This window comes from Succiniclasticum ruminis DSM 9236, from assembly GCF_900112895.1.
Lineage (GTDB): Bacteria > Bacillota > Negativicutes > Acidaminococcales > Acidaminococcaceae > Succiniclasticum > Succiniclasticum ruminis.
The window spans coordinates 242233-262772 of record NZ_FONL01000002.1; the positions used below are offsets into that span (position 1 = coordinate 242233).

General features: G+C 52.0%; 19 protein-coding genes. 2 read left to right on the top strand and 17 right to left on the bottom strand.

The genetic code is table 11. From position 1 onward, the window contains the following. Positions 1-117: 117 nt before the first annotated feature. Positions 118-345 carry a hypothetical protein gene (locus BM159_RS03135; protein WP_218149484.1) on the bottom strand — a complete coding sequence of 76 codons (228 nt, stop codon included), beginning with the start codon at positions 343-345 and terminating at the stop codon, positions 118-120. A gap of 5 nt (positions 346-350) precedes the next feature. Continuing rightward, positions 351-1574: a Y-family DNA polymerase gene (locus BM159_RS03140; RefSeq protein ID WP_218149485.1), complete on the bottom strand. Its 1224-nt coding sequence runs from the start codon at positions 1572-1574 to the stop codon at positions 351-353. Between the two features lie 282 nt (positions 1575-1856). Here BM159_RS03140 and BM159_RS03145 point away from each other — a divergent pair, with 282 nt between their 5' ends. Next, positions 1857-3362, top strand: coding sequence for a hypothetical protein (locus BM159_RS03145; protein WP_093912812.1), 1506 nt, complete (start codon positions 1857-1859; stop codon positions 3360-3362). Positions 3363-3658: 296 nt separating this feature from the next. Here the strand turns inward: BM159_RS03145 and hypE are convergent, their stop codons facing one another. The 13 genes from hypE to dut form a co-directional block, all read right to left on the bottom strand. After that, positions 3659-4642 (bottom strand): hydrogenase expression/formation protein HypE, encoded by a 984-nt coding sequence (hypE, locus tag BM159_RS03150; protein WP_093912813.1) that lies wholly within the window; start codon positions 4640-4642, stop codon positions 3659-3661. After that, the gene (gene hypD / locus BM159_RS03155; protein ID WP_093912814.1) at positions 4639-5682 is read right to left on the bottom strand and encodes a hydrogenase formation protein HypD; all 1044 of its coding nucleotides are present in this window, start codon (positions 5680-5682) and stop codon (positions 4639-4641) included. Before hypD ends, hypE begins: the two co-directional genes overlap by 4 nt. After that, on the bottom strand, positions 5675-5983 hold the full coding sequence (locus tag BM159_RS03160) for a HypC/HybG/HupF family hydrogenase formation chaperone (RefSeq protein WP_093912815.1): 309 nt from the start codon (positions 5981-5983) through the stop codon (positions 5675-5677). Before BM159_RS03160 ends, hypD begins: the two co-directional genes overlap by 8 nt. Beyond that, positions 5974-8415, bottom strand: coding sequence for a carbamoyltransferase HypF (gene hypF, locus BM159_RS03165; protein WP_093912816.1), 2442 nt, complete (start codon positions 8413-8415; stop codon positions 5974-5976). The genes BM159_RS03160 and hypF overlap by 10 nt, the downstream gene beginning before the upstream one ends. A 22-nt stretch (positions 8416-8437) precedes the next feature. Next, on the bottom strand, positions 8438-9088 hold the full coding sequence (gene hypB / locus BM159_RS03170; RefSeq protein WP_177205885.1) for a hydrogenase nickel incorporation protein HypB: 651 nt from the start codon (positions 9086-9088) through the stop codon (positions 8438-8440). Between the two features lie 2 nt (positions 9089-9090). Further along, entirely contained in the window at positions 9091-9441 is a 351-nt protein-coding gene (locus tag BM159_RS03175) for a hydrogenase maturation nickel metallochaperone HypA/HybF (RefSeq protein ID WP_093912817.1), read from the bottom strand. 66 nt (positions 9442-9507) lie between these two features. After that, on the bottom strand, positions 9508-9966 hold the full coding sequence (locus BM159_RS03180; protein WP_093912818.1) for a 4Fe-4S dicluster domain-containing protein: 459 nt from the start codon (positions 9964-9966) through the stop codon (positions 9508-9510). A gap of 12 nt (positions 9967-9978) precedes the next feature. Next, positions 9979-11064: a hydrogenase large subunit gene (locus BM159_RS03185; protein WP_093912819.1), complete on the bottom strand. Its 1086-nt coding sequence runs from the start codon at positions 11062-11064 to the stop codon at positions 9979-9981. A gap of 1 nt (position 11065) precedes the next feature. Further along, the gene (locus BM159_RS03190) at positions 11066-11551 is read right to left on the bottom strand and encodes a complex I 30 kDa subunit family protein (RefSeq protein ID WP_177205886.1); all 486 of its coding nucleotides are present in this window, start codon (positions 11549-11551) and stop codon (positions 11066-11068) included. Further along, positions 11548-12057 carry an NADH-quinone oxidoreductase subunit B family protein gene (locus BM159_RS03195; RefSeq protein WP_093912820.1) on the bottom strand — a complete coding sequence of 170 codons (510 nt, stop codon included), beginning with the start codon at positions 12055-12057 and terminating at the stop codon, positions 11548-11550. The genes BM159_RS03190 and BM159_RS03195 overlap by 4 nt, the downstream gene beginning before the upstream one ends. Positions 12058-12075: 18 nt before the next feature. Next, positions 12076-12951: a respiratory chain complex I subunit 1 family protein gene (locus BM159_RS03200; RefSeq protein WP_093912821.1), complete on the bottom strand. Its 876-nt coding sequence runs from the start codon at positions 12949-12951 to the stop codon at positions 12076-12078. Beyond that, positions 12944-14848 (bottom strand): NADH-quinone oxidoreductase subunit 5 family protein, encoded by a 1905-nt coding sequence (locus BM159_RS03205; protein WP_093912822.1) that lies wholly within the window; start codon positions 14846-14848, stop codon positions 12944-12946. Before BM159_RS03205 ends, BM159_RS03200 begins: the two co-directional genes overlap by 8 nt. Positions 14849-15000: 152 nt before the next feature. Further along, the gene (dut, locus tag BM159_RS03210; RefSeq protein ID WP_093912823.1) at positions 15001-15459 is read right to left on the bottom strand and encodes a dUTP diphosphatase; all 459 of its coding nucleotides are present in this window, start codon (positions 15457-15459) and stop codon (positions 15001-15003) included. 220 nt (positions 15460-15679) lie between these two features. On the opposite strand from dut, the gene BM159_RS03215 reads away from it, so the two are divergent. Then, the gene (locus tag BM159_RS03215) at positions 15680-17167 is read left to right on the top strand and encodes a 4Fe-4S dicluster domain-containing protein (RefSeq protein WP_177205887.1); all 1488 of its coding nucleotides are present in this window, start codon (positions 15680-15682) and stop codon (positions 17165-17167) included. Positions 17168-17242: 75 nt separating this feature from the next. Here BM159_RS03215 and BM159_RS03220 read toward each other — a convergent pair whose 3' ends face one another. After that, positions 17243-18133 carry a fructose bisphosphate aldolase gene (locus BM159_RS03220; RefSeq protein WP_093912825.1) on the bottom strand — a complete coding sequence of 297 codons (891 nt, stop codon included), beginning with the start codon at positions 18131-18133 and terminating at the stop codon, positions 17243-17245. Between the two features lie 300 nt (positions 18134-18433). Further along, complete coding sequence (locus BM159_RS03225) at positions 18434-20518, bottom strand: polyribonucleotide nucleotidyltransferase (RefSeq protein WP_093912826.1); 2085 nt, start codon at positions 20516-20518, stop codon at positions 18434-18436. Positions 20519-20540: the final 22 nt, after the last annotated feature.

Below are 20540 nucleotides of genomic sequence, written 5' to 3' on the forward strand. Positions count from 1 at the left end.
TATTATATGTTAGCTTGTTTTTCTTGTCAAACAAAAAGACTGATTTTTTCCTTATTTACAATAATTGATTCTGTTTTTGCTGTTTTTGGAACGTTTGTTACAGATATTGATAATCTTTCACTTTTCCATAAACCATTTATTTTCATCGTTGAACAGCGCTACCGTCCTGCCGCAGATGCGGCAGATGTAACGCAGCCCCGTGCCCCCGGCTTTCAGTGAAGCGGCGCGGCGCACATCAATCACCCGGTCCACGGCAAACACGCGCCCGTCTTCCCATTCAATGGACCGCGGCATAATTTTTCCGCTCAAATCAAAATCTGCATTCACTTTCAAAGGAATCTTCATTGTATTCACCTGAAATAACTGTATGGATGTATGGTGTGGTCCTCTTTCGGGTTGAAACCGGTCAGCTTCGGGTCCAGCAAGGCCGAGGCCCGGGTAATCGCATCATGCCCGAAACGGTCCCGCAGTTTGTCAATAGTCTTCTCGAGCTGCTCCTGTACCAGCAGCCGTTCCGCCGTATCGTCGAATAACGAAAGCTGCACGTGCCGGCTGGCGGTCACAAGGTAAATGGCGGAAAGGCTTACGCTCCGTAACGGTTTAGGCCACCGGTAATGCTGCCGGAACAGCTCCATGGCCGTTTCCAGAATCGGCGCGGAGGTGCAGCAGGGAATTTCCATTTGTTTCTGCCGCGAGAGGGTGAACAGCGAATTATCCCGTAAAAAAATCTGTACGCCCCGGCATTTCACGCAGCAGTCCCGCAACCGTGCCGCCACCGATTCCGCCAGCACCGTGAATACCAGCCTGACATCCTGTTCCGTCTGCAGGTCCCGGGGACAGGTAGTGCCGTTGCCGATGCTTTTGATCTGCTCGCTTTCACTGATTTTCCGTACCGGGGACGTATCCATCCCGTTGGCGAAAAACCACAGGATTTCCCCCCACTTCCCTAACCTGCGCCGCAAAATGGCAACGTCCGTCCGCGCCAGGTCGCCGATGGTGTTGATCGCAATCAGTTCCAGCTGCCGCGCCGTGGACCTCCCGACATACAGCAGGTCACCCACCGGCAGCGGCCACACGATTTCCTTAAAATGTTCGAAAGGAATCACCGTGGTGGCGTCCGGCTTTTTCAAATCGCTGCCCAGTTTGGCAAAAATCTTGTTGAAGGACACGCCCACGCTCACCGTCACACCCAGCTCCTCTTTTACCCGCCGGCGGATGGTATCCGCAATAGCCACCGGATCGCTGTGCATGCAGGACAGGGAACCGGTCAGGTCGATCCAGTTCTCGTCCAGCCCGAAGGCCTCCACCTGATCGGAGTACTCGTAATAAATCTCCCGGGCCATGCGGGAAAAACGGATGTACTTTTTGTAGTCCGGCGGCACCAGCACCAGCCCCGGCGCTTTCAGCTTCGCTTCCCAGATGGCTTCCCCCGTCGTGACGCCCAATTTCTTCGCGATCATGTTTTTGGCCAGTATGATGCCGTGCCGGTTCAGGGGATCCCCCGCCACCGCCACAGGAAAATTCCGTATTTCCGGATGGTACAGGCACTCTACGGACGCATAGAAATTGTTCATATCTACATGCAGGATGGATCGCATGGCAACACACTTTCAGGGAAGCATTTTTTAAATTATATAAAACTATTGTTCGCTTTATATTGTAACACAGTTATTCCAAAAAGAAAAGCGAACACAACGAAAAAACCTGACGCGCATTAAACGCATCAGGCCAGAAAACACAATCCGGCATTTAATTCCGGAAAACGTGGTTGGATATTTTATCCGGCATACTTGTATTTACCGTAACACAAGCGTATAATACATTTTTGTACGGAAAAATGAAAAGGAGATCCCGTTGTGACCGACAGCAGAACATTTCATAAGCAGCAACCGCTCACCTTCCGCATCATCGATTCACCTATGGGGATAGGAAAAAGCGCCACCCTGATAGACCTGGTCCGCTTTCATAACAGAGGTTTTGACCCGGAGCCCCGGCGCTTCATTGTCTTCGTTCCCACCATCCGGGAACGGGACGGACGCTACGGGCCGAAACTGGATTTAAAAAGTCCGGCAACGCCGCCCTACAATAAAAGCATCCTGGAACTGATCCGCAACGGTGAAAATATTGTCACGACCCACGCCCTCTGGAGTATTTTCAACGATGAAACGCTGCGCGCGTTTAAGGAAAGCAAATACAAATATGTAGCGCTCTTTGACGAAGTGCCGCCGCTGTTCCGGGACGTGGTGGGCATAGGCTACAAACCGGACGAACCGGCGGGCAGCATACGTTTCGGTCCGGCCGATGTAAAACTGATGCAGCAGACCGGCATGGTCAGCGTCAATGGCGGCACGATCCGTTTCAATCCCGAATGCGAATACGTAAAGTCCGATAAAGAATTCAAAGTATTCAACGCGGTAAAAAACCTGAGCTACAACTGCACGCTGTATCCCTTCGGCGAAAAGGACGGCATGTTCACTTCCATCATCGCCTTTGCCAGGCGGGAACTCTTCACCTGCTTCCGGGAGTGCTGGTTCTTTTCATATATGACATATGACAGCATGCTGCACAAATATTGCGCGATGAACCGGATTGGTATGGAATATTACCATATCTACGACTGTCACATACTGCGAAACCCGGGCGGAAAATATATAGAAACCTACCCGGAAGGAATTGAAAACCTGGTCATTTTAGACGGCAAACAGTTTAACATGGACGCCAGCATGTCCAAAACCTGGTACAGCCGCGCCAGCAGGGACGCCTCCCGGGCCGGGCTGAAAGAACTGAAGCAGAAATTCCGCAACGCGTATGAATTCATGAAAGCCCGGGGCGTGCGCAGTGATTCCTTTATGTTCACCGTCTTCAACACCTATAAAGACCTGCTGCGCAGCAACGGAAGGCATTACCCTTCCCTGCGCCGTTTCCTGCCCTGCAACACCAAAGCCACCAACTCCTACAAAGACTGCACAGGCGTGGCCTACCTGTGCAACCGTTTCTTTGATGTGACCTGTACAAAATTCCTGGAACAGCGGGCCAAAACAGAAAACAATCCGGAACTGCAATTCAACAACGATAATTACGCGCTGTCTGAACTGGTACAGTTTGTCTGGCGTTCCAACGTACGGGTAAGGAAATCCCGCCGGCCTGTTTACGTGTGGGTACCGGACCGGCGGATGCGGACCCTGCTGCAGGACTTCCAAAAGCGGGCGATTTGGACAAGGAAAAACCGGTCCATGCTACATGGAACCTGGAAAACCCGCCCGACAGCTCCCGGATTGAAACGCAGGCTTTCACGGAAGAATCTGGACAAAGCGGATCTGCGCTACGCATTCGAAAAACTGAAAGCCAAACGGTTTTTATAAGAGCATATTTTGCGTTTCCGGTCACTTCAGTGACCGGATTTTTTTCGCAACTCCAGTCGTGGCGCGGTTTTCCAGCCTGCTTTCTGTTAATATATATAGACAGTCTTATTTATCTGTCTCCAGATGACATATCTTTCGTTCATTTTATTGCTTTGTCAGGGAAAGCTGCCACTGAGCCGAGCGTGAAAAATGGGGGTAAAACTTTCGTATTATCCCTGTCAGGGGACTCCATACTATAATAAAAAACCTGGCTTCGTTTTCAGAAGCCAGGTTAATTATTATGCCTGTTCCCCTTTTCAGCAAATCCTCGGCAGGCCTTCCCCCCGCAGCGGCAGCACTTTACGGTAACTGCCCAGCGCGGTCAGCAGGTACACGCCGGTCCCTTCCGTAACCTCGCCGGCAACTACGGCGTCTTTGCCGTATTTTGTACTTTGCAGAATCGCTAATACTTTCTCTGCTTCACTATGAGGAACTGCCATCAGCATCTTCCCCTCATTCCCCATGGTCAGCGGGTCCAGTCCCAGAATACCGCTGAGTCCTTTCACCGCTTCGTTGACCGGCAGCTTCTCTTCTTCCAGATTGATGCGGCAGCCGGACGCTTCCGCCAGTTCCGTGGCAACTGTTGCCAGTCCGCCCCGGGTAATATCGCGGATTGCATGGACATCGACACCTGCATCCAACACGGCCTGCACCATATGGTTCAGCGGGGCGCAGTCACTCTGCAGGGAGGTTTCCATCTGCAGGCGCTGCGTCAGGATCGTTGCATGATGGTCGCCCAGGGTGCCTGTCAGGATGATGGCATCACCCGCTTTCAGGTTCGCGGCAGAGATGTTGCAGGCAGCCGGGCGCACGCCGATGCCGGCGGTATTGATATAAACCCCGCCGTTCCCTTCCACCACTTTTGTGTCACCGGCTACGATTTTTACGCCGGCCTCTTCAGCCGTTGCTGCCATGGACGCAACAACTTTTTCTAACGTTTCGGTTTCCAGCCCTGTTTCCAAAATAAAGGAGGCCGTCAGATATAACGGTTTGGCTCCCATGCAGGCCAGGTCGTTGACCGTGCCGCAGACAGACAATTTTCCGATATCCCCGCCGGGAAAGAACAGAGGCTCTACCACAAAGCTGTCGGAAGTAAAGACGGGGGCGCCATCTATTTTTGGCAGCACAGCCGCGTCTTCCATTTTATTTAAAATTTCGTTTTGAAAATGGGAAGCGAAAATGTCGTGAATCAGTTGTGACGTTTCTTCGCCGCCCGCTCCGTGCCGTAATGCGATTTTCATGTTGTTCCGCCTTCTCTGTATGTTATGCAGCAGGTTCCTTCGCTGCTGACCATGCACGCCCCCACCGGATGCTCCGGTGTGCAGCGTTTGCCAAAGTGAGGACATTGCGTTGGCAGCGCATCCCCCAATACAATCCGGCTGCACAGGCATCCCGGTGGAATCCGGTCTTCGTTTAAACCGCGGCTTCCTGCGTCAAATTCTTTGTATTTTTCTTTTAGGTACAAACCAGAACCCGGCAATAAGCCGATTCCCCGCCAGACCGCATCGCCAGCTTCGAAGATTTCATCAACCATCTTTTGCGCCGCCGCATTTCCTTCCCGTTTCACAACGGAGGGATATTCATTCCACAGTCCGGCGTGTCCTTTGCCGCTTTCCAATACCAGACGGACCATCGCCCGCAACAGCTGGGGCTGCGAAAAACCGCCGATGACCATGGTCTCCCCATAGGCTTCGGCCAATTTCTCAAACGGCTCGCTGCCGGTAATAACCGCCACATGTCCCGGACACAAAAAGCCGTCTATCCTTCCTTTGCTGCATAAAAACGATAAGGCCTGGGGCATAGTCTTTAAGGCCGTCAGAAATTTTAAGTTTTTTATATTATTGTCTGCTGCCATTTTGATTACCGTAGCCCACACCGGCGCGGTGGTCTCAAAGCCAACAGCAGCTAAAAAAAACGTTGTTTCCGGTTGCGCTTTGGCTTTTTCCAGCATCTCTTCCGGTGAATAGAAAAAATCCGCAGCGCCGCCCTGATCCCGGGCTTCCGCCAACGACATTTTGCTGCCCGGTACCGCCAGCATGTCCCCGAAGGTCATCACCTGACACCCTGGAGTGAACGCGTACTCCACCAGCTTGTCGATGTAGGACGTGGGCGTCACACAGACAGGACAACCCGGACCAGACACCAGTGTTATAGTTTCCGGCAACAGCTGCCGCAATCCGGTACGGTACAGCGCCGACGTATGGGTGCCGCACACTTCCATCAGCTTCAGGGGACGACCCTTATACTGTTGTAAAAAAGCAGCCAGTTCTTTTTCACGCATGATGGGTATCCTCTGTTTCTGATACAGATGATGCAGCCGTTTCGGACTCTTCCTGCGCGGCATCCTTAATTTTATCCGCTGCATCCGCTGTTGTTTCTTCCAAATCCCGGAACAGCGCGATCCACTCTTTCGCTTCTTCCGTTTCCACCTTCTGGATCGCCATACCGGCGTGCACCAGCACATAGTCGCCGGGCGCCACATCTACCATAGAAATGTTCACCGGCACAACCGAGCCGGTAAAATCCACGCGGGCATGATTGTTTTCAATTGACAAAACTTTTCCCGGATATGCTACACACATAGTGAACTCCTTAACAGTCCGTAATACGCCTGTCCCAGGCTGATACCTCCGTCACCGGGGGACACAGCTTCGTTATAATAAACCCGAAAACCTCTTTCCTGCAGTTCTTTTGTGCAAGTTTCTAACAAAATCCTATTTGCAAAACAGCCCCCTGCCAGAGCAACCTGCTTTACATTCATGCGTTCCGCCATATCGGTCACCATGTTGACAACAGCATAATGAAACCCCAAAGCAGCTGCACAAATATCTTTACGTTCTCTCTTTGCTTGTAACAACGCTTCCCATAATGGCGCAGGATCGTAGAGAACTTTTACTAAATTATAATTATCTTTTCCATCCGCATTGATAGTTTCGTTGAACTTTCTATCAGTGCTGTTTTTAATATCTTCGTCTGACTTGGCCAATTCTTTCGCAAACGCAAGCGGAAGCGGCTCTATTCTTTCCCGTAACGCAACCCGCGCCGCCGATTCCAGCGCCATGGCGCAGCGCCCCTGGTGGGAGTTAAAATCCGCCAGTCCCAGCAGACTTGCCGCCGCGTCAAACAGACGCCCCATGCTGGAAGTCCGGATTGCGTTCATGTTTTGCTGCAGCGCTTTCTTTACAATTGCAAAGCGCGGATCATGACTATGCAAACCGGCCGCAGCTAAATGACACAACGCGGTTTTCCACGCCTGCTGCATGGAAACATCTCCGCCTAACATGGAGATTGTTTTCAGATGCCCAGCCCTTGTAAAACGGCTGCCTTCGCAAAGCAGGAACTCCCCGCCCCAGACGGTACCGTCCGCGCCCAGCCCGGTCCCGTCAAAACACGCCGCCAGCACGTTTCCTTTCAGGTGATGCTCTGCCATCACCGCTAACGCGTGGGCGTGATGGTGCTGCACCTGATAAAACGGCAATCCGTTTTTCTCCGCAAACATTTTTCCCCATTGTGCTGTTGCATAACCGGGATGCAAATCTCCTGCAACTGCCTGTGGCTTAATGGAAAGAAGCTCTGTCCAGTCCTGCACAGAATCGGCAAAGAACCGCTCCGTCTTTTCCAGTGATACATCCCCCGGGATTTCAGCCGGGAAAAAGCTTCCCTCTGCCGTCAGACAGAAGCCCGGCTCCATCTGGGCCCCAAGAGCTAAAATATGATTATTGTTATGCGAAACATCAACGTTTGCCTCCGGATCCGCCTTTGCCACAGGTTCCGGCATATACCCTTTCGTACGGCGCAAAATCTGCACTTCGCCATTCACAACCCGGATCACCGCGTCATCGGCCGGGCGCAGGATTTCCCGTTCATAGGTAAACAGCGCGGCAATATTTTTGTGCGCATCAAAAAAACGCTGCGCTTCTTCGTCTTTATAAATAATCGGCTGCCCCGTATAGTTGCAGCTGGTAACGATAAAAGGAAACTCTGTACCAAGTTCACTGTAAAAACCCATGGACGGCAGGAACACACCTGCCTGGTCGGAAACATCCGTCACGTTTTCCGCAAGCCAGACTGCCGCATCTTGTTTTTTCTGACACAATACAATGGGACGGGCTGCCGACTGCAGCAGTGCTTTTTCTTCTGCAGAGACATAACAAAACTTTTCTGCCAGCGCTATATCCGTAACCATCACGGCAAACGGCTTGGACATTCTCTTTTTCAAATCCCGCAGGCGCGTTACAACTTCCGCCTTGTCTGCACGGCAAAGAAGATTAAATCCTCCCACTGCCTTGACCATGATGATCCGGCCCTGTGTCAACAATTTGCGGGCGACGGCAATTATGTTTTTATCTTGCGCCTGTCTGTCCGGAGAACCGGAAAAAGAATTTGCAGATAAAGCACTTTCCATACAGTCAGATGTTAAACCGTTTTTGTATTCTTCTTTTACAATGCACTGCAGCTGCGGCCCACAGTGATAACAGGAAATGGTTTCCCCATGTCCGCGGCGGTTCTGCATGTCGCCGTACTCTTCCGCACAGTCATCACATAACGCAAACTGATCCATGGTCGTATTGACACGGTCATACGGCAGCTTACGGATAATCGTGTAACGGGGTCCGCATTGGGCACAGGAAATATAAGAGTATCCCTCCCGGCGGTTACCGTTTTCTTTTAATTCCCGCAAACAGTTTTCACAGATACCGATATCCGCAGAAACAAGTTTAACTTCTTTCGATTCCGTACTAAGCACGGAGGTAAAAGTGGCAAACTCCTGAAGCTGAACTCGCCTGCACACAAAACGTTCCATTTTAACAGGTAACGCAGCATTGCGCAAGCTATCGCACAGCTTTTCAATATGTTCCGCAACACCAGTCGCCATAATTTCCACATGGGTTCCCGCATTGCGAACATAGCCCGTCAGTTTATTATCTTTTGCCAAACGACAAACAAGGGGACGGAAACCGACCCCCTGCACTTTTCCGTATACAGTTATTACAACAGTAATGCAATGTTTCATTTCCCGTATAACAAATTCTTATTCAAAACCCTGCCCGCTGTTTCAGCCATGCAGCCGCTTCCGCATATCCTTCCCCGGTCTTGCCGCTGACCTTGAACACCGGCGCCGTTTTATTGAGATGCCGGATGCCTTTCATGAAAAATTCTTCATCAAAGTCAACATAGGGCAACAGGTCGATCTTGTTCAGCACAATAATATCCGCTTTTTCAAAGGCCAGCGGATACTTGTAAGGCTTGTCGCTGCCGTCTGTCACGCTGACCTGCAGCAGCTTGATATCTTCGCCGATGGAAAACTCCGCCGGGCAGACCAGGTTACCCACATTTTCAATAAACAGGATACCGGGCTTGTCAAACGGCAGCGCATGGATGGCATTGTGTACCAGCGGCGCGTCCAGATGGCAGGCGCCGAAGGTGTTGATCTGGGTGGCCGCGATGTTTTGTTTCCGCAAGCGTTCCGTATCGATATTTGATTCAATATCGCCTTCGATGACATACCCGGGCACGTCCAGATGTTTCAGCAGGTTTTCCAGGGTGGTGGTCTTCCCCGCTCCCGGCGCGCCCATGATATTCACAGCGAAAATTTTATGTTCCGCCAGATGTTCGTGAACATGCTCCGCAATATGGTTGTTCCGTGCATGGATGTCCACCATCACATCCGCTTTCATCATATGCATTGTTACTGATCCTCCACTTCCAGTTCCACGCTTTTCACGTAGAACTCTTTGCCGATGGGCGTAGGTTCCCCATCCCCGCCGCAATAAGGACATTGAAAGGAAAACCGTTTCCGTTCAAAATGTTTCCCGCATTTTTCACAGCGCAACTGCGGTTTCACGCCCTCGATGAAAAGCTGCGCGCCTTCACAGAGGGTGCCTTCCGCTATCACATCAAAATACATCTGGATTGACTCGCCGATAAAACCGGAATCTTCCCCTACCACCAAATCGATGCGGCGCACACAGCCGTTGTTCTTTCTGGCAGTTTCGGAAGCGATATCCACGATTTGTACGGTAACGGGATACTCATGCATGCGTTGCTCCTTATGCTCAGGCCGGCAACATTTACCTGCTGCAGCCTGCGCGTTTTGCTTCCATTATCAGGCTTTGGCCTGCCCCGCTTCGGCAGCCGCCTTCTGTGCCGCCGCTTTTTTCGCCTGGGCTGCGGCAATGGCCGCTTTCTGTGCTTCCGTCAGGACCAACTGGGGTTTGGGCGGAGGCGGCGGTCCCTGCAGCACTTCTTCCGTTTTCTCGGTGGCAGGCGCCGTATATTCCGTGTCCATGGACAGGCACTTCTTCGGGCAGTTGGTCACGCACTCTTTGCACTGGACGCAGGCAAAGCGGTTGATCTTCCAGGTGCGGGCATTCCGGTCCACCGTAATGGCGTCGGACGGACAGTTCCGCATGCACATGCCGCAGAAGATACAGTTGTCGATATTGTTGATTACCTTGCCCCGGTCGGCTTCGTAAACTTTTCTCGGTTTAAAAGGATACTGACTGGTTGCCGGCGGTTTAAACAGATTGCCCAGCATCTCGCTGGCAAAGGACATAAAACTCATCGCCAGACCTCCTTATCTTTCACAGCAGCTGATACACGGATCGATGGTCAGAATGATGTTCGGCACGTCCGCCAGGTCGCAGCCCTGCAGCATTTTTACCAGCACCGGGATGTTCGCATTGGTCGGCGTGCGCAGGCGGAACCGTTCCAGATTCTTTGTCTTGTTGCCTTTTACGTAATACACTGCTTCGCCGCGGGGCTGTTCCACACGGGTAAAATATTCCGCCGCAGGCGGGAAGCCTTTCACCGGTACCGCGATGTCCCCGGCCGGCATGTTTTCCACACAGCCTTTGATGATATCCAGGGACTGGTACAGTTCCAGCAGGCGGACTTTGACACGGGCGAAACAGTCGCCTTCCGTGGCAAGGACCGGGGTAAAGCCTAACTCTTTATACGCTCCCCCTTCGTCGCCAATCCGGTAATCCTGCGGCACGCCGCTGGCCCGGGCCGTCGGTCCTACGGCGCCAAGAGCAACCGCTTCATCATAGGTAACCGTTCCTACGCCTTTCAGCCGGGCGTGGATGGTTTCATCATTCAGGAAGATGGCCGCCGCTCCGTCAATTTCTTTTTTCAGCGCATCCAGGCGCTTCACGATTTCTTTTAACTCATTATCGGGAATATCCCGGCGCACGCCGCCTACTTTGCAGACGGAAAAGATAACACGCCCGCCGGTGGTCTGCTCGATAATATCCAGAATCGTTTCGCGGATACGCCAGCACTGCATGAACAGGCTCTCAAAACCCAGGGCGTCGGCACCCAGACCTGCCCACAGCAGATGGCTGTGGAGACGGGAGATTTCATGCCAGATGGTACGCAGGTACTCCGCCCGTTTCGGGATTTCAATTTCCATTAATCCTTCAATGGCCTTGCTGTAGCCCCAGCCATGACCGAAAGAACAGATGCCGCAGACCCGTTCCGCTACATACACATATTCCTGGAAACCGCGTTTTTCCACCAGTTTTTCCAGACCCCGGTGAACATACCCAATGGAAGGAATCGCCTTTACTACTTTTTCGTCCTCCAGCTCAAGGTCGAAATGAATCGGCTCCGGCAATACCGGATGCTGGGGACCAAACGGTACAACTGTACTTTTGCCCATATCAGTTTCCTCCTTCCGCTGGTTTCGCCGCCGGTGTGGCAGGTTTCTGCGCAGCCGGATTTGCTGCCGGTTTTACCGCAGCGTCCACACCCAGTCCGGGCCGCAGGTTCACTTTTACGGCCGCGGCCGGCTGCTGCGCCTTGGACAGTTCATGCCAGGGCATGGGTTTGGCAAGATGGAAGAACTTTCCGCCGTAATCCACTTCCGGCGCAATGAATTCCACGTTCAGGCCGAACAGGTCGTGAATCTCGTTCTCCCAGACAAAGGCGTACCAGTACTGGCTGGTGACGCTCATGACGGAACCTTCCAAAGGCACGATGACCCGCAGGTTCTCCATCACATAGTCCTTATCAAAACTGTAAGTCAGTTCATAGCCTTCCGGAACCCGGGTACACAGGATCTGCGTCATGCGGTATCCATCTTTTTTATACTGGGCTGCTCTTCCCAGCAGATCAGTTGCTTCTATCCGAATCATTTCCTGTTTCATTTTCCGGCCTCCTGACTTTTACTGACAGCCACGCCGGGTTCTAATGTCTTTTCCCGCAACGCCTGCTTCTCTCTTGCGGGAACCGCCAGCGCTTTCTGCTTTTCTTCCAGCACAGACAGACCTTTCACCACTCCGTCGATGATGGATTCCGGCCGGGCTGCGCAGCCCGGTACATACACATCCACCGGGATAGCCTTGTCCATGCCGCCCAGCATATTGTAGCAGTCATGGAACACGCCGCCGCTGCAGGCGCAGGTCCCTACCGCGATGACCACCTTCGGTTCCGGTATCTGTTCGTAAATCTGTTTCACAACAGGCAGGTTCTGGGTATTCACGCCGCCCGTCACCAGAAAAATATCCGCGTGTTTGGGGTTGCCGGTATTTACAATGCCGAACCGTTCCACATCGTACAGCGGTGTCAGGCAGGCCAGCACTTCAATGTCACAGCCGTTGCAGCTGGAGCCGTCATAATGGACAAGCCAGGGTGACTTCTTTATATAACTCATATAAGCCGCATCCTTTCATCAACGCATATACATTAAAAACATGATATTCACAAATCCGGCCACCAGCGTCACCAGCCAGGTGGAAGACAGCATCTGTTCCCACTTTACACGGGAACAGCAGTTATCGACCAGCACATCACTGAAATAGGTGAACAGACACATCAGTACGGCCAACGCGGGGCTCCAGGGCGCAGACCAGGCAAAGAACAGATACACGAAGCCCAGCAGGAATACGTTCTCATACCAGTGGGCCAGTTCGATCATGGCCAGCGTGCGTCCGGAAATTTCCGTAATCACGCCACGGATCAGTTCCTGATGCACTTCATGGGACATGGATAAATCGAAGGGAGACTTCCTGAATTTTATCAGCAGGATAAAGCTCAGGCCGACGAAGATGCCCGGCATATAAATAAAGTTCATGGAAGGCGCCTTCAGAATGGTATCGATACTGAAGCTGCCGCACTTCAGGTAAAAACCCAAGGCCATTAATAACAGCATGGGCTCGTACGCCATCGTCTGGACCAGTTCCCTTTCCGCCCCGACCTGACTGTAAGGAGAGTTCGAAGAATAAGCAGCCACGATGAAACATACGCTGGCCATCGTCAGGGTGAACACAACCAGCAGGATATCCCCGTGGGTAAAGAAGAACAGGCCGCTGATGATCACAAACAGCAGAAAACCGAACACGTAAAAGCGCTGGGCTTCATTGACCGCGATGGGCTGTTTGTCCCACAGTTTAAAGAAATCGTAGAACGGCTGCAGAACAGGAGGGCCGACACGGCGCTGCATCCGCGCGGAAATTTTCCGGTCGAACCCGGCCAGCAGCCCGCCGATGACCGGCGCCAGAATCAGGTATGCTATCCCCGAAATAATGTTTAAAACCATCTCAGACATGGAAAGCACCTCCCAGAATAATCGCAAATTCAATCAGGAGACAGGAGCCGCAAAGAATAAACCCGCACAGTTTCATTTTGGCCTCTCCGAACCATTTTTCCATATACCAGTTACGCAGCGTAACCGGAATCGTCTGTCCGGCCGCGCCCCGGTAAGACAGGTTGTCTCCGGAATTTTCCCCGGCCAGGTTGGTAACGACCTGTTTCTGTTTGCGGCCCTTGCCGAAACGCAGCGGCAGCACCACAAGCAGGATGACCATCATGGACATGATCAGCAGGTTGCTGCGGGCGATGACATCCATATTTGTCTGATAGGTAACTTCCAGATACGGAATTACGCCGTACTGGGAAATCCCCGGGAACAGGATACAGGTAATGATCGTCAGCGCGCTTAAAACCCGCAACGCGATCCATTGCACGCCGTGGATCCCTTCTTCCAGATTTTCCTTTGCCGGAATAAACGCTGTAATCTTACCCAGCCACTTGGTCCAGTAGAACAATGTCGTGGAAGAACCGAACACCAGGACCAGCAGCAATAACGGATGACCTGCGTCCACAAATGCCTTCATGGCGGCCCACTTGGAAATCAGCATGCCAAAAGGCGCCAGGAACATGCCGCAGATACCGATGATCATACACAAGGATAGCCTGGGCATGGAACAGAACATCCCGTCAAAATTCTCAATATTCCGGCTTTCCAGCTGCTGCTCGGCCGTACCGACCGACAGGAACATGAGGCTTTTGGCTACCGCATGGAACACAATGATCATGATCGCCGTCCACGCAGCTTCATAGGAACCGATGCCTGCGCAGCAGACAATCAGGCCCAGGTTGGAAATCGTAGAATAGGCCAGGACCTTTTTGCCGTCGGACTGTGAAATCGCCGCACAGGAAGCGAACAGGAAGGTCGCGCCCCCGACGAACATGGTCATCAGGCCGGCATGATTGGCTCCCAGAATGGGGCAAAGTTTAATAATCAGGAACACGCCTGCTTTAACCATTGTGGAAGAATGAAGCAGCGCGGATGTGGGCGTGGGAGCCACCATGGCGCCCAGCAGCCAGCCGGAAAACGGCATCATGGCAGCTTTGGTAAAACCGCAGAATACCAGCAGCGCAACCGCCAGTTCCACAGGCTCCGAGCTGCGGCCCAGATTCACCAGCATGGAAAGTTCCACCGTGCTGTACTCCAGTCCCAGCCAGACAATGGCAATGGCAAACGCCAGACCGCCCAGCAGGTTCATCCATAACGCTTTAAACGAATTGTTGATGGCTTCCTCCGTCTGGGTATAGCCAATCAGCAGGAACGAACATAAGCTGGTAATCTCCCAGCAGGTGTACATGAGCAGCAGGTTGTTGGAAATGACAAGGCCGAACATGGCCGAAAGGAACAGGAAGATGACAAAGAAAAAGAACGGGCGGCGGTCTTCCACATCACGGTGTTCTTTCTGGAACTCTTCCATATAACCAAGGGAGAAAACAGCGATCAGGCTGCCGATAATACCTACGATCAGAACCATGATCATGGCAAAGTTATCAATCGCAATATTGGCCGCTATGTCGATGCTGTGCCCCACGGTCTTCTCAAACCAGAACACGGCCCCCAGCTGGACCAGTTCCAGAAGCGCAATCCAGGGCCTTTTAAACCGGACCAGCGTGTAGTACAGAATCACAACGGCCGCGATGATATCCAAGGCCATGATAACCATCGGCAGTTCCGGCGCGGCAAGTTTAAAAAACTCCGGATGCCCGAAAAACTTCACGGCCGCTGCCACAGATAATCCCATGGTAACCGCTGACGCCAGCGGAACGATCGCATTACGCGCCCCGTTGCCGCGCAGACAGAAGACCAGGAACGCAGCGATCAGAGGAACACCGATCAACAAGGCAAACAAAGACATAAAGCATTCCTTCTTTCTTAATTAGTGTACATTTAACCCCGCAAATGATAAATATAGTATGCACTATATCACAATTTCTAGATAATGACAACCTTTTTTTTACATTTTTATAAGAAATCATGTAAAAACTACGGTAATTGTAACAATCGCAACTATTTTGCTGTTCCGGTACTGCCAAAACCGCCGCTGCGTTCTTTCTTTTCCGCAGCATTGTCGTCGTCTGTTGTCAGATATTTATAAAAAATACCCTGGGCGATCCGTTCGCCCTTCTTTAAAACCAGCGGCTGCAGACCGGTGTTCACCAGCGCCAGTATAATATGTCCTTCGTTATCCGGATTATTGTAATAATCCGCGTCAATGATACCCACGTTATTGACCAGGCGGATGCTTTTCTTAACTGCCATGCCGGAACGGATATGCACACCCAGGAACTCATCTTCCTGCATATAAGCCTTCACGCCGGTAGGCACCATAACAAGACGGCCGGGACGCAGGGCCACGTCTTCCGGTACGCAGATATCATATCCGGCAGACGTTTTTGTCTTGCGTGCCGGCATAGGGAAATCAATATTTTTATACTTACTGATTTTTTCAAATCCGCGGATTCTCATTTTACATCCCCCATTTCTGTTTACCCGGCCAGGACACCGGAAATAAAATACCTATTATTATAAATAATTATACCATATTCTTCGCAATTTATCGAAAAATAATCGTCGTTCCGCAATTAAACTTTCAAAAACGCAATAATTCATATATAATACTGATAAAGATATAATTAAAGTTCTTCTCATGGTTTTAAAGGACATCATCAGGAAAAGGAGGTTGCGCATGGAAATCACACAGGTAGTCAATTTCAGGCGGGAAGTATTACGGAGGATTGCGGAATATACATGGAACGACTGTCTTCCGGAACATATTTATGATATTCTCTATAAAACAGTCAGGGACGATACCCCGCGGGTCCGGTGCTGTGTGCATAAAGAACGGGCTGTATTAAAGAACCGTGTCCAGATGGCGCTCTGGCAGCCGCTGGGACGTAATATCATCAACGCCGCAAAAGCCGCGCTGAATGGCGAATTCGACAAAAGCCTCCCGATTATTGACGTGCTTCCGGATGCCTGCGACGCGTGCCCTATCGATAAATACTATGTAACGGATATCTGCCGGCACTGTATCCAGCATAACTGCATGAACAACTGCCCGAAAAAAGCCATTTCCATTGTTAACAACAGGGCGTTCATCAACCGCGACGTCTGTATCGAATGCGGACGCTGCGCCAAGTCCTGCCCCTACGGCGCCATTATTGAAATCAGCCGTCCCTGTATCCGCGCCTGCGCCCTGGACGCCCTCTCCGCCGGGGAAGACAAGAGAACGAAAATCGATTACGAAAAATGCACGAACTGCGGCAACTGCCGGGCAGCCTGCCCCTTCGGCGCCCTGGACGAGCGTAGCATGATCGTTCCCCTGCTTCTGGCCTTAAAACAGCGCAAACCGGTGGTCGCCATGCTGGCTCCCTCGTTTGTAGGACAGTTCGGTATGAAAATAACGCCGGCGCAGATTATCGCCGCGTTAAAGAAAATCGGCTTCTCCGACGTGGTCGAAGTGGCCATAGGCGCCGATATAACCACGCTGCATGAGGCAGAAGAGTTTATGGAAAAAGTGCCGAAGAAACTTTCCTTCATGACCAGTTCCTGCTGCCCTGCTTTCGTAAAATTAGTGAAAAGCCGTTTCCCCGAATACGAAGAAAATATTTCCAAAACCACGTCCCCCATGGTATCCTGCGGCCTGTACGTAAAGGACAAATCCCCGGAAGCCATGACCTGCTTCATCGGCCCCTGTATCGCGAAGAAACGGGAAGCGGTGGAACATGCGGATACGATCGATTTCGTACTCACCTATGAAGAACTGCAGTGTATCTTTGAAGGCATCGGCATTGATCTGACAGAACCCGTGGAAGAAGAATACGTAACACAGGCAACCGCCGGCGGCATCGGCTTCCCCCTGACCCGTGGCGTGCAGGCCTCCATGAGAGAAGTGCTGCCCATCGAGCGGCAGGCAGAACTTACAGCCGAATATGCCGATGGTCTGGAAAACTGCAACGATAAACTGGCACTGATTAAAAGCGGAAAGCTTTCCGCCGACTACTTTGAAGGAATGGCCTGCTGCAACGGCTGCGTAAACGGTCCCGGCTCACTGGCGCAACAGGGGCTGACCCGGGTCATGGTTAGCAAATTCCAGAAAGCGGCGGAAAAAAAGACCAGCGACCAATTGCCGGAAGCAGTGGACGCTGTCGGTAAAATCAGTTTTGAAGTGTAATAACGTTTCCAACATAAAGCTGCAAAGAAAAAACCTGATGCGCGTAAGCGCACCAGGTTTTTTTATCGTATGGAATCAGGTAATAGACGCCTCGTAAATGGAGTCAACCGATGCTTTCAGCATTGCGTCAAATTCCGCAGCCGTCTGCTTCGCGTTCAGCCCTTCGGACAACGCGCGGGAGAAGCTGGCGATGAGGCCGTGGTTTTCTGCCAGTTTCTTGTTGGAATCTTCCCGGGTATAGCCGCCGGACAGCGCTACCACACGGACAACCCGCGGATCGGCGATCAGTTCCGCATAGGTATCGGGAATCGTGGGAATGGTCACCTTGAACATCAGCTTGGTGTCTTCAGGCAGTTTCGCCAGATGTTCCATAATATTTTTCTTCAGGATTTCTTCGGCTTTTGCCTTGTCCGGGCAATGGATATCCACTTCCGGTTCGAGGATGGGAACCAGACCGGCCGCCGCGATTTGCAGGCCGATTTCAAACTGCTGGTCTACGATTTTCTTAATGCCCTCTTCCGCTGCTTCTTTAATTACGCTGCGCATCTTGGTGCCAAAGATATGCCGCTCGTCACGGGCGCGGGCCAGCAGCTTGTCCAGACCGGGAATGGGTTTCATCAGCTGCACGCCGCCTTCCGGATCCATAAGTCCCTTGTCGACTTTCAGGATCGGGATGATGCCCTTTACGTCCCACAGATAATCTGCCGTAAATTTGTCGTCGATCTTGCGGTCCATGGTATTTTCAAATAAAATGGCAGCCAGAACACGGTCGCTTGTGAAAGAAGGGCTCTTGATGATCCGGGTTCTCATCTCGTGAACCAGGGTGAACATTTCTTCATCATTGGAATAGGCGCTTTCCTCCACGCCGTAAAGCCGCAATGCTTTCGGTGTGCTTCCGCCGCTCTGGTCCAGCGCAGCAATAAATCCTTTGCCGTTTTTCATTTTTTCCAACTGCTTTTGATTCATGTTTTTACCTCCATCCTTTTTTTGCTGATTCTCTATCGTTTCCTTACCGGGTACCGGATAACCGTCGCGATGATTTAATCAGGCTATACTCGTTATTATTATTATACCATTAACTTACCGCCACGTCCAATTAAAAAACGCTTTGTAAACAGTAAAACCGCAAAGGAAAAACTCTCCCCTGCAGCTTATTTGCAACTCACATAAACTTCTGCTAAAAAACGCAGCCTGCCATTTTGTGCTGACAGGCTGCGCTTTAAATTGCATATTCAATTAATTACTCATTAACGGAATATTGACGGATTATTTTTTGGTTCCCTGCAGGATCGCTTTGCGGGACAGGTTGATGCGGCCCTTGCTGTCGATCTCCACGCACTTCACCATGATTTCATCGCCCACGGAAACCACGTCTTCCACTTTCTCGACCCGTTCGGTGGAGAGCTGGGAAATGTGAACCATGCCTTCCTTGCCGGGCAGGATTTCCACAAAGGCACCGAAGTTCATGATGCGGGTTACTTTGCCGGTGTAGATCTTGCCCACTTCCGCTTCGGCCGTAATGCCATCAATGGCTTTGATAGCCTTTTCAATGGCATCGGAGTCCGGGGAAGCGATATACACTTTGCCGGTATCTTCGATATCGATCTTGGCGCCGGTTTCTTCCACAATCTTCTTAATGGTCTTGCCGCCGGGCCCGATGATCTTGGCGATCTTTTCCGGATCCACAGTGATGGAAGTAATCTTGGGAGCCCATCTGGACAGGGACTTGCGGGGCTCGCTGATGCATTCCATCATCTTGCCCATGATGAATTCGCGGCCGCGTTTGGCCTGGGCCAGCGCCTGCTCGAAGATCTCACGGTTGATGCCGTCGATCTTCATATCCATCTGCATGGCCGTGATGCCGTGTTCCGTACCAGCTACCTTGAAGTCCATATCGCCCAGCGCGTCTTCCAGTCCCTGGATATCCGTCAGGATGGTAAAGAAGTCGCCGTCTTTTACCAGGCCCATGGCCACACCGGCCACCGGAGCTTTAATGGGTACGCCCGCGTCCATCAGGGACAGGGTGCTGGCGCATACGGAACCCATAGAAGAAGAACCGTTGGATTCCAGCACTTCGGAAACCAGGCGCAGGGTGTACGGGAAATCTTCCTCGGAAGGAATGACAGGCAGCAATGCGCGTTCCGCCAATGCGCCGTGACCAATCTCGCGACGGCCCGGGCTGCGCAGGGGTTTGGTCTCCCCAACGGAGTACGGCGGGAAATTGTAATGATGGATGTAACGCTGCATCTCTTCCGGTCCCAGGCCTTCAATAACCTGCGCTTCACGCAGCGGGGCCAGGGTGCAGGCGTTCATGATCTGGGTCTGGCCGCGGGTGAAGAGCGAGGAGCCGTGTACCCGGGGCAGCAGCCCTACCCGGCAGGTAACCGGACGCACTTCATCCAGCGCCCGTCCGTCCGGACGGATCTTGTCCACCGCGATGGTGCGGCGCACAATCTTCTTAACCAGCTTCTGGGTAATATAGGCAACATCGGTGCCGTTTTCCGGATATTTTTCGATAAACGCTTCCGCAATTTCTTTCTTCACGCGGTCCACGTTTTCTTCGCGCTGCAGTTTGTTGGCGTCCATGAGGGCCGCTTTCAGTTTTTCAGCGCCGAACTCTTCGATTTCTTTTACCAGTTCTTCCGGCGGATTGTATTTGGGCACTTCCATTTTCGGTTTGCCGATCTCAGCCTGGATGCCGCTGATAAATTCGCAGATCTTTTTGATGTTCTCATGGGCAAAGAAAATCGCGTCCAGCATTTCCTGTTCGGAGATTTCCTTGCAACCCGCTTCTACCATCAGGATGGCGTCCGTGGTTCCGGCTACTGCCAGGTTCAGGCGGCTCACCTTGAACTGTTCCACAGTCGGGTTGACGATATACTGCCCGTCGATCAGGCCTACGCGCACGCCGGCGATGGGTCCTTCAAAGGGAATATCAGATACGCACAACGCAGCGGAAGCGCCGATCATGCCCGGGATATCCGGCGCGTTGTCAGGATCTACGGAAACCGCAGTAGCTACGATCTGCACATCATTCCGGTACCCGTCCGGGAACATGGGACGGATAGGACGGTCGATCAGGCGGCTGGTCAGTACCGCATGGGTGCTGGGACGGCCTTCCCGTTTGATAAAACCTCCGGGGATTTTGCCTACCGCGTACATTTTTTCTTCAAAATCAACAGTCAGCGGGAAGAAATCCACGCCTTCACGGGGGGTCTTGGTACCGGTAGCGGCAACCACCACAACCGTGTCGCCATAACGCACCAGCAGACCGCCGTTGGCCTGTTTGCAGACTTCGCCGAATTCCAGCGTCAGAGGTCTGCCGCCCAGGTCCATTGTGTAACTCTTCATCTTTTTTCCTCCTATACTCTTA